The sequence below is a fragment of the Bradyrhizobium sp. S3.3.6 genome, from assembly GCF_040546905.1.
GTDB lineage: Bacteria > Pseudomonadota > Alphaproteobacteria > Rhizobiales > Xanthobacteraceae > Bradyrhizobium > Bradyrhizobium cytisi.
On sequence record NZ_JBEPOT010000001.1, the window covers coordinates 689231 to 705061 of the forward strand.

Sequence of the window (15831 nt, forward strand, 5' to 3'; positions counted from 1 at the left end):
CATGACCCCGCTCCGCGCCGGCATTCTCGCAGCCGTGGCCACGCTCGTGGCCGACCAGGCCTCAAAGCTCTGGCTGCTGAACGGGTTCGACCTTGCCCGTCGCGGCGTGGTGAAGGTGATGCCGTTCTTCGACCTGGTGTTGGCCTGGAACATCGGGATCAGCTTCGGCTGGCTCCAGAATGACGATCGGGCCGCGCAACTCGCGCTGATGGCGGTGAAGGTCGTCGCAGTGATTGCACTCGCGATCTGGATGGCGCGGTCACAGACCCGGCTCGCCACGGTGGCCCTGGGACTGATCATCGGCGGTGCCATCGGCAACGGCATCGACCGCCTGGCCTATGGCGCGGTGGTCGATTTCGCCCTGTTCCACATCGAAATCGCCGGAAATACCTATAATTGGTACGTCTTCAACCTGGCGGACGTGGCGATCGTTGCTGGGGTGGCGGCCTTATTGTATGATTCCTTCCTCGGGGTACCCGCCGCAAAAGCGCCCTGATCCCGGCTGATACGGACCGGAGGCGGAACCTTGCTTGGCGAGGGGTGGTCGCGCGAGACGCGGCGAGACCGGCACGATCAAGACTGCCACAGTATGGAACAGGTATAGGCATGGGTAGCTCCGAGACCAGCGGTTCGATCGGCCGAGACGCCCGGCGGGGACTTTGGCTGGCGCTGAAATTGTCAGCCGTCGCCCTCGGCATCGGTCTCGTGATGTCGGCAGGCCCGGTCCGCGCCGGTGACGACGGCGACGATGATGACGACATGACCTTCGAAGAGAAGCTCATCGACAATCTGATGTCCGGCATCGGCGCCAAGAGCATGGAAAAGAAGGGCATCGAGTACCGCGAGCGGTCGCCGCTGGTGGTGCCGCCCAAGCTCGACCTGCCGCCGCCCGCCAGCGCTGACGCCAAGGATGCGCCAAACTGGCCCAAGGATCCCGACGAGAAGCGCCGCAAGGAGGCCATCGCTCAGCGGAAGAAGGCGGGCAACAAAGCAGCGGAGTACTTGCAAAACGCCCGCCCGCTGTCGCCGGCCGAATTGGACGCCCATAAGACGGCCGCCCCGGACAAAACCACCAATGATCCGATCCAGCCAGGCAGCAACACCAACCACCCGACGATGAGCCCGGCCGAGCTCGGTTACACCGGCGGCCTGTTCAAGATGTTTTCGAACAACAAGGACGAGAGCAAGCAATTCACGTCCGAGCCGCCGCGCCAGTCTCTGACCGAGCCGCCGCCGGGATATCAGACGCCTTCGTCGAGCTATGCCTATGGTACCGGCGAGGATAAGTCGCGGCGGACCTATTTCGACGTCAGGTCGGGTAAGGAAAAGGAGCAATAAGCTCCTTGCCCGTCGCACGCAGGCGTGGACCCGCCGCAATCGTCCGGTGTAGGCCGGACGCGGCAGATGACCTATTTTTAAGTACAACTTGACCGCATTCTCTGCTTCGTGACCCGAAGCTCAAAGCCGCGCGGTGTAGCATGCCGTGCTTTCACGCCCGGACCTCAGGGTCCGGGCTTTCACAAGGATCGTGATGTCCTCACACCGATCGGTTGCCTGCCTCTTCGCCGCGCTGCTCTCGACATCTGCCCTCGACGTCGGCAGCGCAACCGCCCAGACGACGGTCACGTCGGCGCCGCCCGCCAGCTTCACGCTCAGCAACGGCCTCCAGGTCGTGGTGATCCCGGACCACCGCACGCCCGTGGTCACGGAGATGATCTGGTACAAGGTCGGCTCGGCCGACGAGACGCCGGGCAAATCCGGCCTCGCCCACTTCCTCGAGCACCTGATGTTCAAGGGCACCGAGAAGCACCCGGTCGGTGAATTCTCGCAGACCGTGCTCCGCGTCGGCGGCAACGAGAATGCCTCGACCTCGGTCGACTACACCAACTACTACCAGCGCGTGCCGCGGGAGCAACTGCCGAGCATGATGGAGTTCGAGGCCGATCGCATGACTGGCCTGATCCTCAAGGACGAGAATGTGCTGCCTGAGCGCGACGTCGTGCTCGAAGAGTACAACATGCGCGTCGCCAACAGCCCGGACGCACGGCTCAACGAGCAGGTCATGGCCGCGCTCTATCTCAACCATCCCTATGGCCGGCCGGTGATCGGCTGGCACCAGGAGATCGAGAAGCTCAATCGCGAGGACGCACTCGCCTTCTACCGCCGCTTCTACGCGCCGAACAACGCGATCCTGGTGATCGCCGGCGACGTCGAGGCCGCCGATGTGCGCCCGCTGGTCGAACGCAATTTCGGCCCGATCCCGGCCCAGCCGGCGATCCCCGCGCGGCGCATCCGCCCGCAGGAGCCGGAGCCGGCGGCACCGCGCACCGTCACGCTGTCCGACCCGCGCGTCGAACAGCCGAGCCTTCGTCGCTTTTACCTGGTGCCCTCGGCGACGACGGCTGCGGCCGGCGAGAGCGCCGCGCTCGACGTGCTGGCGCAGTTGATGGGCAGCGGCAGCAACTCCTATCTCTACCGCGCGCTCGTCGTCGACAAGCCGCTCGCGGTCTCCGCGAGCGCCAGCTACTCGAGCATCTCGCTCGACCCGACCCAGTTCACGATCTCGGCTTCGCCGAAATCCGGTATCACCTTCGCAGACATCGAGCAGGTCATCGACGGCGTCATCGCGGACATCGTTGCGAACCCGATCCGCGCCGAGGATCTCGAGCGGGTCAAGACCCAGCTCATCGCGGAGGCGATCTACGCCCAGGACAATCAGGCGGTGCTGGCGCGCTGGTATGGCGGCGCGCTGACCACGGGCCTGTCGATCGAGGACATCCGAAGCTGGCCCGACCGCATCCGCGCCGTCACCGCCGAGCAGGTCCGTCAAGCTGCACAAAATTGGCTCGAAAAGAAGCGCTCGGTGACCGGCTATCTGATCAAGGATACCGCTACCGCCAAGCGCGAGGAGAAGCGTTCGTGACCCATTCCTTCCTTCGCGCAAGACACTTCCTACGCACACGTCACTTCGTATTGTCCGTCGCCACCGGCGCGGCACTCGCGCTTGCCTCGGTCTCGCCCTCGCAGGCGGCGGCAAAAATCCAGCACCTGGTCTCGCCGGGCGGTATCGAGGCCTGGTTCGTCCAGGACGCAACCGTGCCGCTGATCGCCATGGAATATTCCTTTGCCGGCGGCTCGGCGCAGGATCCCAAGGACAAGCCCGGCGTCGCCAATCTGGTCGGCGACCTCCTCGACGAAGGCTCCGGCGATCTCGATTCCAAGACGTTCCATGAGCGGCTCGACCGCCGCGCCATCGAGCTCTCCTTCAGCGCGACCCGCGATACCTTCCGCGGCAGCCTGCGCATGCTGCGTGACAACAAGGACGAGGCCTTCGACCTGCTGCGCTCGGCCCTGACCTCGCCGCATTTCGACACCGCCGACGTCGAACGCATCCGCTCGCAGGTGATCTCGGGCCTGCGCCGCGACACCACCAACCCGAGCTCGCTCGCGAGCCGCAAATTCCTGGAGATGGCGTTCGGCGATCACCCTTACGGGCAGCAGACCGCCGGCGCGCTGGAGAGCGTGCCGACCATCACGGTCGCCGACATGAAGGATTATGTCGGCCGTATCCTCGCCAAGGACACGCTGAAGATCGCCGTCGTCGGCGATGTCGATCCGGCCACCCTCGGCAAGCTGCTCGACCACACTTTTGGGAGCTTGCCTGCCAAGGCCACCCTGACGCCGGTCCCCGACGTCGAAGCCGCCAAGCCGCCGCAGCGCGCCTTCGTGCCGCTCGACGTGCCGCAGACCGTGATCACCTTCGGCGGTCCCGGCGTGATGCGCAGCGATCCGAACTTCATGGCGGCCTATGTCGTCAACCATATCCTCGGCGGCGGCGGCCTGTCCTCGCGGCTCTATCGTGAGGTCCGCGAGAAGCGCGGTCTGGCCTATTCGGTATTCGAATCCCTGCTCTGGATGGAGCATTCGGCGATCTTCATCGGTAACACCGGCACCCGCGCCGACCGTGCCGGCGACACCATGGATGCGATCGAGAAGGAGGTGCGCCGCATCGCCGACGAGGGCCCGACGCAGAAGGAGCTCGACGAGGCCAAGTCCTATCTCAAGGGTTCGCAGATGCTGGCGCTCGACACCTCCTCCAAGCTCGCGCAGGCGTTGCTGCAGTATCAGCAGGACAAGCTGCCGATCGACTATATCGAGAAGCGCAACGGTATCGTCGACGCGGTGACGCTGGACGACGCCAAGGCCGCTGCCAAGCGGCTGTGGGCCCAGGGGCTTTTGACCGTCATCGTCGGCCGCGCCCCGCAGGCTGCCGCACAGCCGGCTGCAGCACCGGCGACCAAGTCGGACTGACAAGTCGGACTGACGTCTCCTGACGTTTCCTGAAATGGCCGGGCTCGCCGGCATTTCCAGCTGCACCATTGCCGAAAATGGACGTCCGCGATATGTCCGGGCATCACGAATGGTGCCATCATGCTGCGGATATCCCGCGATCTCGTCATCGACGAGGACGACATCGAGATCGGCTTTGTCCGCGCCTCCGGCCCGGGCGGGCAGAACGTCAACAAGGTCGCGACCTCGGCCCAGCTGCGCTTCGACACGCGCAAGCTGACCATCCCGGAGGATGCGGCGATCCGGCTCGCCCGCATCGCCGGCCAGCGCATGACCAAGGACGGCGTGATCGTGATCCACGCCCAGCGCTTCCGCACCCAGGAGCGCAATCGCCAGGACGCCATTGACCGGCTTGTCGATATCCTGAGTGAGGCGATGATACGGCCGACGCCGCGGCGTGCGACAAAGCCGACGTTTGGCTCCAAGCAGCGCCGCCTCGAGGGCAAGAAGCGCCGCAGCGACATCAAGGCCGGACGCGGAGGCGGCCGCGGTTTCGACGATTAGCAAGACGGACGCAGCCTGAAGAAACTCCGGTCGCAGGGCGCGACCGGAGTTCTACCGTCCTAGTCTAGTAACGCTTGCCCGTGGCCGCGCCGCCCGTCGCGGCATCGTCGGCGGTCCCCTTGTGCACAGCGCTGCCCGTCGTGCCGCCCGTACCTCTGGTGCTCTTGGTCGACTTCATTCCGGTCTTCTCACCCGCTGCGCCAGGCTGACCACTCATCTCCTCGTCGCCGCTGCCCATCGTGCTGCCTTGCATGGGCTTGCTTTGCACGGTGCCGCCTGTCTTGGCGGGTGGTGCGCCTTGCGCGAGTACGGGCGCGGCAACAAGAGCCGATAGAGCGCATGCGATCATCGAGGTCTTCACCAACTTCATCCATCTCTCCTGGATTTTTTCGCGATGAATGGCACGGCCGTTCCCTGCGCCGCTCGTCTGCACCGGGCCATTGCATCTCGCAAAGAAATCAAGCGACGCGATAGTCATGCAATCCGGATCATGTGGTCATCGTTTAGGGATTTGACGGCGGTTTCGCGGAATTGTGCTCCGCATATAAGGCAACGCGGAACAGTCCATAGACCGAGCACCTTCTCTTCCTGCAAAACAGCCCGCTACTACCACCGCATCTTTGACGCCGCCTAGAATCTGCGCACGCCGCAGCACCTGCTCTCCGGGTCTCACAATCAGGACTGAGGGAGGAGGACGGCCCGCGCGCGATTTGCTCGAATGTCCAATGGCTTCAACACAATGGTCCACAACCTTCCCCACTGGATCACGATCCTGTTGCTTGGCACATGCTTTTGACGCAACACGGCATAGAATAGCGCGTCCAGCGAATCCCCAGACCGAGCCCATGCCCGTCCGCCAATTGCCAGAGCAGGTCGTCAACCGCATCGCCGCCGGCGAGGTGGTCGAGCGTCCGGCGAGCGTGGTCAAGGAACTGGTCGAGAACGCGATTGATGCCGGCGCGAGCCGGATCGACGTCTTCACCGATGGCGGCGGGCGGCGGCGGATCGGCATCACCGACGATGGCAGCGGGATGACGGCGAAGGATATCGCGCTCGCGGTCGAGCGCCATGCCACGTCCAAGCTCGACGATGAGGACTTGCTCCAGATCCGCACGCTCGGGTTCCGCGGCGAGGCGCTGCCCTCGATCGGCTCGGTCGCACGGCTGTCGATCACGACGCGGCATGCCAGCGAGCCGCATGCCTGGGCGCTCACTGTCGAGGGCGGCGAGAAATCCGAGATCATGCCGGCCGCGCTCGCGCACGGCACCCGCGTCGAGGTCAACGATCTCTTCTATGCGACCCCGGCCCGGCTGAAATTCTTGAAAACCGACCGCACCGAGGCGGAAGCGATCCGCGAGGTGGTGCGGCGGCTCGCCATGGCACGGCCCGATGTCGCCTTCACACTTGCGGGTGAAGAGCGTGCACCGGTGACCTGGGCCGCCGCGCTGCCCGGTGCCGCCGGGCGGCTGACGCGGCTCGGCGACATCCTCGGCACGGAGTTCCGCAGCCATGCCTTCGAGGTCCATGCCGAGCGCGAGGGCGTCGTCGTCGCCGGCTATGCTGCAGCACCTGCGCTGACCAAGGCCAACGCGCTCGGCCAATATCTCTTCGTCAACGGCCGTCCGGTGCGCGACAAGCTGATCTTGGGCGCTGTGCGCGGGGCCTATGCCGACTATCTGCCGCGCGACCGGCATCCGGTACTGGCGCTGTTCGTCACGCTGGATCCACGCGAAGTCGACGCCAACGTGCATCCGGCCAAGACCGAGGTGCGCTTCCGCAACGCCGGCCTCGTGCGTGCGCTGATCGTGCACGGGCTGAAGGAAGGTCTCGCGCGCGAGGGCCGCCGTACCGCCGCCAACAGCGGCGAGACCGTATTGTCATCGTTCCGGCCTGCTTTCACGCCGCGCCCCGCAAGCTGGGACTGGCGGGCTTCGCCATCCGCGCCGATCGCACCAATGCCGTCGTTCGAAGGCTCCGCTGCGCCCGCCTTCGCCGAGCGCACGCAGGCCGCGTTCGACGTTGGCGCGCCCAGCGCCGACGTTCGGTTCGAGGCGCAGCCCGTGGCCGATCTCGTCGACCGTCCGCTCGGCGCTGCACGTACGCAGCTCCACGAGACCTATATCGTGTCGCAGACCCGCGACGGTCTCATCATCGTCGACCAGCACGCCGCGCATGAACGCATCGTCTATGAACGGCTGAAGGCATCGCTTGCCGAGAACGGCGTGCAGCGGCAGATCCTGCTGATCCCCGAGATCGTCGAGATGGACGAGGCCACGGTGGAGCGGCTGCTTGAACGCAGCGAAGAGCTCGGATCATTTGGTCTTGCGATCGAATCCTTCGGTCCCGGCGCGGTGGCGGTGCGGGAGACGCCATCGCTGCTCGGCAAGACCAATGCGGGCGCGCTCTTGCGCGATCTCTCCGAGCACATGGCCGAATGGGACGAGGCGCTGCCGCTGGAGCGCCGCCTGATGCACGTCGCCGCCACCATGGCCTGCCACGGTTCGGTGCGCGCCGGCCGAAGGCTGCGGCCGGAGGAGATGAATGCGCTGCTCCGCGAGATGGAGGAAACGCCGAACTCGGGCCAATGCAATCACGGCCGGCCGACCTATGTCGAGCTGAAGCTGGCCGATGTGGAGAAGTTGTTCGGGCGAAGGTGAGTTACGGGTTGCGCTTCAAAAACACGAACTCCGTGTCATCGTAAGCCCGCCGCTCCAATTCCTCGTACCCCTCCGGCGTCACGAATTGCGCGGCTTTCGCCTCTTCGACCACCAGCAGTGCCCCTGGCGTCAGCCAGCCACCATCGCGCAAGGACGCGAGGGCCTTCTCCGCAAAGCCCTTGCCGTAGGGCGGATCGAGAAACACCAGCGAGAACGGCTCGACGGGATGTGCGGGACCGAGATCGGTCGCGTCGCGGCGATAGACTTTTGTGACGCCGCCGAGGCCGAGTGACTCGACGTTGTTGCGGAGCAGCGCGCGCGCCTCCGCGCCGTTGTCGACGAACAACGTGAACTTCGCGCCGCGCGAGGACGCCTCAATGCCGAGCGCGCCGGTGCCGGCAAAGAGGTCGAGCACGCGTGCGTCCTCGATCGGATCGTCATAGGCGTGCACGAGGATGTTGAACACCGACTCACGCAGGCGATCCGCCGTGGGACGGATGTCACGCGAAGACGGTGAGGCGAGATTGCGCCCCTTCAAACGACCGCCGACGACGCGCAAGCTAGTCCTCCCGCGGCGTCAGATCGCGCTTGCCGTGATAGCCGCGCTTGGGACGACGCGGCGGGCCGTAGCCGCTCGCCTCGGCCTCGTTGCGCTCGCGCGCTTCGTCGCCGCCGGTGCGCTGCACCAGCACGCGGCGGCCCTTGCGGTCAGCGATCACATCGCGCTTGGCGGCAGGCTTCTTCTCGCGCGGCGCTTCGGCGTCGTCGCTCGACGATGACTTCTGCGGCACGTCGAACTGCGCGCCCGACTTCTCGATGATCTTTTCGCCGAGCTGATCGCGCAGCACGCGCGCGCGGATTTCCTCGACCTGGCCCTCGGGCACCTCGCCGAGCTGGAACGGACCGTAGGAGACGCGGATCAGCCGGTTCACCTCGAGGCCGAGATGAGCGCAGACGTTGCGCACCTCGCGGTTCTTGCCTTCGCGGATCGCAAACACCAGCCAGACATTGGCGCCCTGGTCGCGCTCCAGCGTCGCCTCGATCGGACCGTATTTGACGCCCTCGACCTCGATGCCTTCCTTCAACTGATCGAGCTGGGCCTGCGTGACGTCGCCATGGGCGCGAACGCGGTAACGCCGCAGCCAGCCGGTGTCCGGCAGCTCAAGCGTGCGTGCGAGGCCGCCGTCATTGGTGAGCAGCAAGAGGCCTTCAGTATTGAAGTCGAGCCGGCCGATCGAGATCAGCCGCGGCAGCCCTTCCGGCAGATTGTCGAACACGGTCGGACGGCCCTCGGGGTCGTCATGCGTCGTCATCAGCCCGCGCGGCTTGTGATAGAGGAACAGCCGCGTGCGCTCGCGCTCCGGCAACGGCTTGCCATCGACCAAAACGACGTCATTGCGCGTGATGTCGAGCGCCGGCGAGTTGATCACGCGGCCGTTGACGGTGACGCGGCCCTGCGTGACCATCTCCTCGGCATCGCGGCGCGAAGCGAGCCCCGCGCGCGCCAGCGCCTTGGCGATGCGTTCGCCGGCCTTCTTCGGCTTCGGCGCTTCTTCCCGGCGCGGCCGGCCCTCGAAATCGCGATCGCGCTGGCGATAGGCACCGCGGCCACCAAAGGCCGGACGCTTCTCGAAGATCCTGCTCTCGTCCTCGTTTTCACGACGCGGACGGTCGCCGAAGCGGCCTTCGTTGCGCGGATGCTCGTGCCAGTCGGAGCGGCCTTCGGAACGCTCGCGCGGGCGATCGAATTTCGGGCGGTCGCCGCCGCGCGCACCGCGGTCGCCATCGCCATCGCGGCGGGGCCGATCGAATTTCGGACGGTCCTCACGCGGGCGATCGAACTTTGGTCGATCGAACTTGGGTCGATCGAACTTGGGTCGCTCCCGGAACGGACGATCACCTGATGCGCGATCGTCGCGTGAGCGCGAGAAGCGCGGACGGTCCTCACCACCGCCTTCGCGCTTCTGCCAGGGCTTGTCCTCGCTGCGGTCACGCCCACCGAAATCCTTGCGGGGACCCTTGCCGAAGTCCTTGCGCGGCGGCCGGTCGCCGCGCGGACGATCATCGCGCTTCTGCCACGGCTTTGAATCGTCCCGCTCGCCGCGATCGCGCGAAAACTTCCGCTCGCCGTCGAACTTGCGCTCCGGACGATCGCCACGCGGCGCATACGGCCGCTTGTCGCCGAACTTCTTGTCACCGAAGCGACCGGCGGGACGCGCGTCGTCGCGATCGCGGCTGCGCGGCGGACGGTCGTCGCGGCCGTGGGACGGACGGTCACCGCGCGGCTTGAACGAGCGCTTCTCGCCATCGCGCGACGGACGATCGGAAAACGGACGGTCGCCGCGCGGCTTGAAGCTGCGCTCGCCGCCACGGTCATCGCGCTTGAATTTCGGACGGTCGCTGAAATCGCGGCGCGGCGCATCGCCATCCGCGCGGGGGCGGAACGGACGACTGTCACGGTCGCCACGGGGCGGGCGGCTGTCGCGGTCGCCACGGGGTGGACGCTTATCGCCGTCGCCCTTGGGCTCAAAGCCGCGCTTGGCGAATTTCTTGTCGGGACCGCGCGGCTTGCCGCTGCGGCCGCCTTTGGCCGGGCCTCGCCGGCCGCGGGAATCGTTGTCTTTGTCGCTGTCGCGAGGCATGAATAATCTCACTCAGGAGGTGGCCAAAAAGCATTGTGCGCGCTCATGTCGAGCCGCATGCTCAGGCAAATTCGGTAAGCACTTCTGCTGAAGGCGCAGCTACTAGCAGGTTTCTTCGGATGATACGAGGCTTGAAAGCCCCCTCTTTCATGGATTTGGCGCTCAAAACGGCCGAAAATGCCGGAAAGGCGGGCGAAGTTCCGATCGGGTGCGTGGTGGTCCGCAATTACGAGGTGATCGCCGCCGCCGCAAACCGGACGCTGACCGATTACGACCCTACCGGCCATGCCGAGATCATTGCGCTGCGCGAGGCGGCCAGCAAAATCGGCAGCGAGCGCCTGGTCGACTGCGATCTCTACGTGACGCTGGAGCCATGCACCATGTGTGCGGGCGCGATCTCCTTTGCAAGGGTCCGCCGGCTCTATTACGGCGCGGCCGACCCCAAGGGCGGCGCGGTCGAGTCCGGCGTGCGGTTCTTCGCGTCGCCAACCTGCCACCACGCCCCGGATGTCTATTCCGGGGTCGGCGAGAGCGAGGCGGCGCGGCTGCTCAAGGAGTTCTTTCGCGAGCGGCGTTAACCGCCCGTGAAAAACTCCCGCAGCGCCTTCGCGGTGACGTCCGGGTTCTCCTCGGTGAGGAAATGGCCGGAGTCCACCGGCTGTCCTTCGACATTGGTCGCCCATTGCTTCCAGATATCGAGCGGGGTCGCGGCGGCCTGGGCGATGCCGACGCCGCCCCACAGCGCCAACATGGGAATGGTGATCTTCTTGCCGGCCTCGAAATCGGCCTTGTCGAGGTCGTAGTCGATATAGGCGCCGGCGCGGTAGTCCTCGCACATCGCATGCACGCGAGCGGGATCGCGGAACGGGGCGATGTAGTGCGCGAGCGCGCGCTTGTCGATCGCGTCCAGCGTCTTCGACTTGGTCTGGCTCGCCATCTTGAAGCGGAGGAAGAATTCGGCCTGGCCCGCGATCAGCGTCTCCGGCAGCGGCGCGGGCTGGGCGAGGAAGGTCCAATGATAGATCTTCAGCGCATAGGCGCGGTTGATCCGCTCCCAGTAATTATAGGTCGGCAGGATATCGAGCACGGCGAGCTTCGACAGCCGGCCGGGATGATCGAGCGCCAGCCGATACGACACCCGGCCGCCGCGATCATGGCCGGCGAGGGCGAAGTGCACGTGGCCGAGGCTCTCCATCGCCTCGACCATGGCCTTGGCCATCGCGCGCTTGCTGTAGGGCATGTGCAGCGCGTCGCTCTCGGGCATGTCGGACCAGCCATAGCCCGGCAGGTCGGCGATGATCAGCGTGAACCGGTCGGCGAGCTCAGGCGCCACGCGGTGCCACATCACATGCGTCTCGGAGAAGCCGTGCAGCAGCAGCAGCGGCGGCCCCTTGCCGCCGACGCGGGCGAAGATGCGGCCGAACGAGGTGTTGATCCATTCGGAGGCGAAGCTGGGGTAGAGGTCGGCGAGATCAGACATCGGTTCCATCACCTCAGAACAAAAACGTCGAAAACAACCCCATGCACAGTAGCTAAGTTCAAGACCCGCCTGCACATTTTTGGAGCGCCGACGGGCAGCGGCCAGACCTTGCGCAGCGAACAGCAAAAAACGCTGTCAGCGCTTTATCAGCCTCTGGCCTTCTCGGCTTCCACCGCCTGCCAGCCGATATCGCGGCGGCAGAAGCCCTCCGGCCAGTTGATGCGGTCGACGGCCTGATAGGCGCGCGCCTGCGCTTGCGTCACGGTCGCCCCCAGCGCGCAGACATTGAGCACGCGGCCGCCATTGGCGAAGATGGCGCGGTCCTTCTCGACCGTGCCGGCGTGGAAGATCTCGACGGTCTCGACGTTGGCGGCGTCATCGAGCCCCTCGATCCGCGTGCCCTTCTGATAGTCGCCGGGATAGCCCTTCGCGGCCATCACCACGGTCAGCGCGGATTCCGGATACCAGCGCAGATCGAAATTCTTCAGCTGCCCGTCGCAGGCGGCGAGGAACGCCGGCACGATGTCCGACATCATGCGCAGCATCAGCACCTGGCACTCGGGATCGCCGAAGCGGACGTTGAACTCGAACAGCTTTGGGCCCTGCGTCGTCAGCATGATGCCGGCATAGAGAATGCCGCGGAACGGCGTGCCGCGCTGCTTCATGCCGGCGACCGTCGGCAAAATGATCTTGGCCATGATCGCGTCGTGGATCGCGGGCGTCACCAGCGGCGTCGGCGAATAGGCGCCCATGCCGCCGGTGTTCGGGCCGACGTCGTGGTCGAACACGCGCTTGTGGTCCTGGGCGGAGGCCAGCGGAATCGCGGTCTCGCCATCGCACAGCGCGAAGAAGCTGATCTCGCGCCCCGGCAGAAATTCCTCAATCACGACCTCAGTGCCGGCCTCGCCAAACGCGCCCTCGAACATCATGGCGATGGCGTCCTCGGCCTCGCGCACGGTCTTGGCGACGACGACGCCCTTGCCGGCGGCAAGCCCGTCGGCCTTCACGACGATTGGCGCGCCCTGGCTCTGCACGTAAGCCCGCGCATCATTGGCATTGGTGAAGCGCCTGTAGGCGCCTGTCGGAATGCCGAATTCGGTGCAGAGCGCCTTGGTAAAACCCTTGGAGCTTTCGAGCTGGGCGGGAATCTTGTTCGGCCCGAACGCCTTGATGCCGGCGGCGGTGAGATCATCGACGATGCCGGCCGCCAGCGGCGTCTCCGGACCGACCACCACGAGCTCGACCGCATTCTTTTTGCAGAAGGCAATCACGGCGGCATGGTCGGCCACATCGAGCGCCACGCATTCCGCCTCGCGCGCGATGCCGGCATTGCCGGGCGCGCACCAGAATTTGGTCACCAGGGGGGAGGCCGCGATTTTCCACGCCAGAGCATGTTCGCGGCCGCCGGAACCAAGCAGGAGAATGTGCATCGAGGGCTCGAAATGAGGGGTTTGCTGGGGGCGGAGGTCGCACGAATCGGGGCGGGTCTCAAGGGGAAACGCCCCGAACTCCCCGTCATTCCGGGGCGCACGTGGCGCGAGGCCGAAAGCCATCGGGCCGCGCCACGCGCAGAACGGTCGGCGACCCTCGGAATCTATGCCCACTTTCGGCGGAATGACGAACATCGCCGAACCTGCGACCGCCGCCAGCCTGTCGCGATGCGTAGGGGCGATCGCCCCCTCTACCGCGGGTGCCAGCGGCCTTCTCCATCCGATGAGCTTCTGACGAGACGTCCCTGAGGCTGCGCGAGCATCAATTTGATCGCCGTCAGAGCGTATGGCGTATTATGTCCATTTTAGTTTTATACAACGCGGCGTTTCGGAATCCCTGCGATTCCATTTTGCATGACTCGCGCATGCGAGGGAGATATCGTGCGGGCGAACAAGGGAGGGGGCGATGGTGTTCGGCTGGTCACGCAACGGGACAAAGGTACCCCTGGGTGTCGTCCAATTGGCGAGTCCGCCCGTAGACGAATGGGGTGAACCTCTCTGGAACGAAGAGGTTGAAGCCGCCACGCTTACGCGAGGGAGCGATTTCCTTGCTCCCCTCCTGGTCGAAGTCTCTCCAGGAATGTGCTTGGGCGGCTATCTTGCGAAGGCACAATACCGTAACGCGGTGCGAGACTACGAAGCGAGCGCCGTTCTCGTTACACGTAAGAATGACGACTTGCAGGCCACCGTGTTCATCAGCGCGCCCGCTTGCACGCATGGTGATTCAGAGTGGCAGGCCCACACCCAGCGCCTTACGGCCTCGCTTCCGAAAGAGCATGTGGCAAACATGGTGCACACGCTCCGTGGTCTGTGCGAGCAGGCGCACGCCCAGCAGCTCTTGAAAGCGAGCAGCAAGCCCGCGACGGGCGCTGAGGAGGAAATTGCGGCCCCGTCCGTGCGCGAGCGTAACGGCTTCGCCGTCAATCAATTCATTGTTTATCCTGCCCACGGCGTTGGCGAGATTTTAGACATCGAGAGACAAACTATTGCAGGCGCCGAGCTGGAGCTTTTTGTCATCAACTTTGCGGACGAGGGCATGACGCTACGCGTTCCCACGGCCAAGGTGGCCAATGTCGGAATGCGCAAGATATCCGACGCCGCACAGGTCGACGCCGCACTCTCCGTGCTTACTGGCTACGAAGATGATTTGCGCGAGCAGACGATTGAACTCCTGGCGCGCATCGAATCTGGCGACATACTGGAGCTGGCCCGGCTTCTTCGTGAGATGCGTCCATGGCTGCGGCGCGAGGAAATGTACAAAACGGTTTTGAACAGGTTCACCAGGGAAGTGGCGATTGCGCGCGGACTGGACATTGAGGTGGCGGTGAGTGAGGTCGAGCGCCAATTTTCGCGCTCCTCCGCTCCCGCTGAATGAGCAGCACCATGGCTAGGCGGTTCGTTCTACGAGTCGAGTTGGTTCCGGAGCCGCTTTGGCAGATGAACCTCCGCTCCAACAAAGTAGGTCTCGGGCAAGGCCGGTGGCGCAAGTTGAGCCGGGCTACTCGTGACCGTCTCCGCGAATGCTCGATTTGTGGCAACCGCAAAAGGCGTCTGCATGGACATGAAGTCTGGAAGCTGAGCGAAACGGCGAGAAAAGGCGTGGCGAGGCTGACCGCCGTGAACGCAATTTGCGTAATGTGCCATTCGATTCAGCGCGTAGGATGGGTTGAGCCCTTGCGAAACCCATCGCACTTGTTTCGTGGTAACGTCCCGTCATGACCGCGTACCGCCGCAACTTCGTTCCGGGTGGGTGTTTCTTCTTCACCGTCAACCTGGCGGAGCGGAAGCTAACGTTGCTGACGGATCATGTCGGGTTGTTGCGCATCGCGTTTCGCGAAACGCACCGACGCCATCCATTCACGATCGATGCCATTGTGGTGCTGCCTGATCACCTTCACACGGTGTGGACGTTACCGGAGGGTGATGTCGATTTTGCAATGCGCTGGCAGTTGATCAAATCCACCTTTTCGCGCGGTCTGGCGCGCAACGAGAGGATATCCCAAAGCCGCGCGGCCAAAGGCGAACGGGGCATCTGGCAACGCAGATATTGGGAGCATACCATTCGCGACGAAGTCGATTTCGCGCGGCATGTCGACTACGTTCATATCAATCCGATCAAGCACGGGCTTGTCGACAGAGTACGTGACTGGGCGCCCTCCTCGTTTCATCGCCACGTAAAGCTCGGCAATTACCCGGCCGATTGGGCCGGCGATCAGTCGGATGACGGCCGCGATTACGGAGAACGGGGATAGAGAAGCGATGGGTTTCGCAAGGGCTCAACCCATCCTACGAGCTCTTGCCGAGAGAACCCCTCACCCAAGTGAGCCTGCGTTGACCAGCGGAGATGCCCTCTCCCACAAGGGGCGAGGGCACGGCCATACGCATCGCGCCCGCGACCGCGTCAAACCTGCTTCCCCGCAATGATCTCCTGCAACGTCGCAACATGCCGCGCAAACGCGCCACGGCCGGCAGCGGTCGCGGTCACCGTGGTCTGCGGCTTCTTGCCGACGAAGGCCTTCTCCACCGAGACGTAACCGGCCTTGGCCAGCGTCTCGATATGCGCCCCGAGATTGCCGTCGGTGGCGCCGGTGAGCTTCTTGAGCCGGGAAAATTCGAGACCCGCCGCCGTGGCCGGCAGCGAATTCAGCGCGGCCATGATCTTGAGCCGCAGCGGCTGGTGGATGATGTCGTCGAGCTCGGCCATGGCG

Annotated in this window: 15 protein-coding genes; 9 read left to right on the forward strand and 6 right to left on the reverse strand. The window is 64.9% G+C overall.

Annotated features, from left to right (window positions below):
• The first annotated feature begins 1 nt into the window (after position 1).
• The 5 genes from lspA to arfB all read left to right on the forward strand — a co-directional run bounded on the left by lspA (position 2) and on the right by arfB (position 4854).
• Positions 2-496 (forward strand): signal peptidase II, encoded by a 495-nt coding sequence (lspA, locus tag ABID59_RS03335; protein ID WP_148751096.1) that lies wholly within the window; start codon positions 2-4, stop codon positions 494-496.
• Positions 497-606: 110 nt separating this feature from the next.
• Positions 607-1338, forward strand: coding sequence for a hypothetical protein (locus tag ABID59_RS03340; RefSeq protein WP_148751095.1), 732 nt, complete (start codon positions 607-609; stop codon positions 1336-1338).
• 193 nt (positions 1339-1531) lie between these two features.
• The gene (locus ABID59_RS03345; RefSeq protein ID WP_354082426.1) at positions 1532-2923 is read left to right on the forward strand and encodes a M16 family metallopeptidase; all 1392 of its coding nucleotides are present in this window, start codon (positions 1532-1534) and stop codon (positions 2921-2923) included.
• The gene (locus tag ABID59_RS03350) at positions 2920-4311 is read left to right on the forward strand and encodes a M16 family metallopeptidase (protein ID WP_502916772.1); all 1392 of its coding nucleotides are present in this window, start codon (positions 2920-2922) and stop codon (positions 4309-4311) included. The genes ABID59_RS03345 and ABID59_RS03350 overlap by 4 nt, the downstream gene beginning before the upstream one ends.
• Positions 4312-4431: 120 nt before the next feature.
• Positions 4432-4854 (forward strand): alternative ribosome rescue aminoacyl-tRNA hydrolase ArfB, encoded by a 423-nt coding sequence (arfB, locus tag ABID59_RS03355; protein WP_354032971.1) that lies wholly within the window; start codon positions 4432-4434, stop codon positions 4852-4854.
• 64 nt (positions 4855-4918) lie between these two features.
• On the opposite strand, the gene ABID59_RS03360 is transcribed toward arfB, so the two are convergent.
• Positions 4919-5332: a hypothetical protein gene (locus ABID59_RS03360; RefSeq protein ID WP_354082427.1), complete on the reverse strand. Its 414-nt coding sequence runs from the start codon at positions 5330-5332 to the stop codon at positions 4919-4921.
• A gap of 367 nt (positions 5333-5699) precedes the next feature.
• Between ABID59_RS03360 and mutL the strand changes: the two genes are divergently transcribed.
• Complete coding sequence (gene mutL / locus ABID59_RS03365) at positions 5700-7511, forward strand: DNA mismatch repair endonuclease MutL (protein WP_354082428.1); 1812 nt, start codon at positions 5700-5702, stop codon at positions 7509-7511.
• Between the two features lies 1 nt (position 7512).
• Here the strand turns inward: mutL and rsmD are convergent, their stop codons facing one another.
• Both rsmD and ABID59_RS03375 read right to left on the reverse strand, forming a co-directional pair.
• A complete protein-coding gene (rsmD, locus tag ABID59_RS03370; RefSeq protein ID WP_148751089.1) occupies positions 7513-8070 on the reverse strand; it encodes a 16S rRNA (guanine(966)-N(2))-methyltransferase RsmD in 558 nt (185 codons plus the stop codon).
• A gap of 1 nt (position 8071) precedes the next feature.
• Positions 8072-10153, reverse strand: a complete 2082-nt coding sequence (locus ABID59_RS03375; protein WP_354082429.1) for a pseudouridine synthase — start codon at positions 10151-10153, stop codon at positions 8072-8074.
• A gap of 119 nt (positions 10154-10272) precedes the next feature.
• Here ABID59_RS03375 and ABID59_RS03380 point away from each other — a divergent pair, with 119 nt between their 5' ends.
• The gene (locus ABID59_RS03380; protein ID WP_354082580.1) at positions 10273-10731 is read left to right on the forward strand and encodes a nucleoside deaminase; all 459 of its coding nucleotides are present in this window, start codon (positions 10273-10275) and stop codon (positions 10729-10731) included.
• Here the strand turns inward: ABID59_RS03380 and ABID59_RS03385 are convergent.
• Both ABID59_RS03385 and purD read right to left on the reverse strand, forming a co-directional pair.
• Entirely contained in the window at positions 10728-11633 is a 906-nt protein-coding gene (locus ABID59_RS03385; protein ID WP_354082430.1) for an alpha/beta fold hydrolase, read from the reverse strand. The genes ABID59_RS03380 and ABID59_RS03385 overlap by 4 nt on opposite strands.
• 146 nt (positions 11634-11779) lie before the next feature.
• On the reverse strand, positions 11780-13063 hold the full coding sequence (purD, locus tag ABID59_RS03390) for a phosphoribosylamine--glycine ligase (protein ID WP_354082431.1): 1284 nt from the start codon (positions 13061-13063) through the stop codon (positions 11780-11782).
• 466 nt (positions 13064-13529) lie between these two features.
• On the opposite strand from purD, the gene ABID59_RS03395 reads away from it, so the two are divergent.
• Positions 13530-14498, forward strand: a complete 969-nt coding sequence (locus tag ABID59_RS03395) for a CarD family transcriptional regulator (RefSeq protein ID WP_354082432.1) — start codon at positions 13530-13532, stop codon at positions 14496-14498.
• Between the two features lie 340 nt (positions 14499-14838).
• Positions 14839-15375: an REP-associated tyrosine transposase gene (locus ABID59_RS03400; RefSeq protein WP_354082433.1), complete on the forward strand. Its 537-nt coding sequence runs from the start codon at positions 14839-14841 to the stop codon at positions 15373-15375.
• Between the two features lie 149 nt (positions 15376-15524).
• Here the strand turns inward: ABID59_RS03400 and ABID59_RS03405 are convergent, their stop codons facing one another.
• Complete coding sequence (locus ABID59_RS03405) at positions 15525-15827, reverse strand: winged helix-turn-helix domain-containing protein (RefSeq protein ID WP_200470141.1); 303 nt, start codon at positions 15825-15827, stop codon at positions 15525-15527.
• Positions 15828-15831 lie beyond the last annotated feature (4 nt).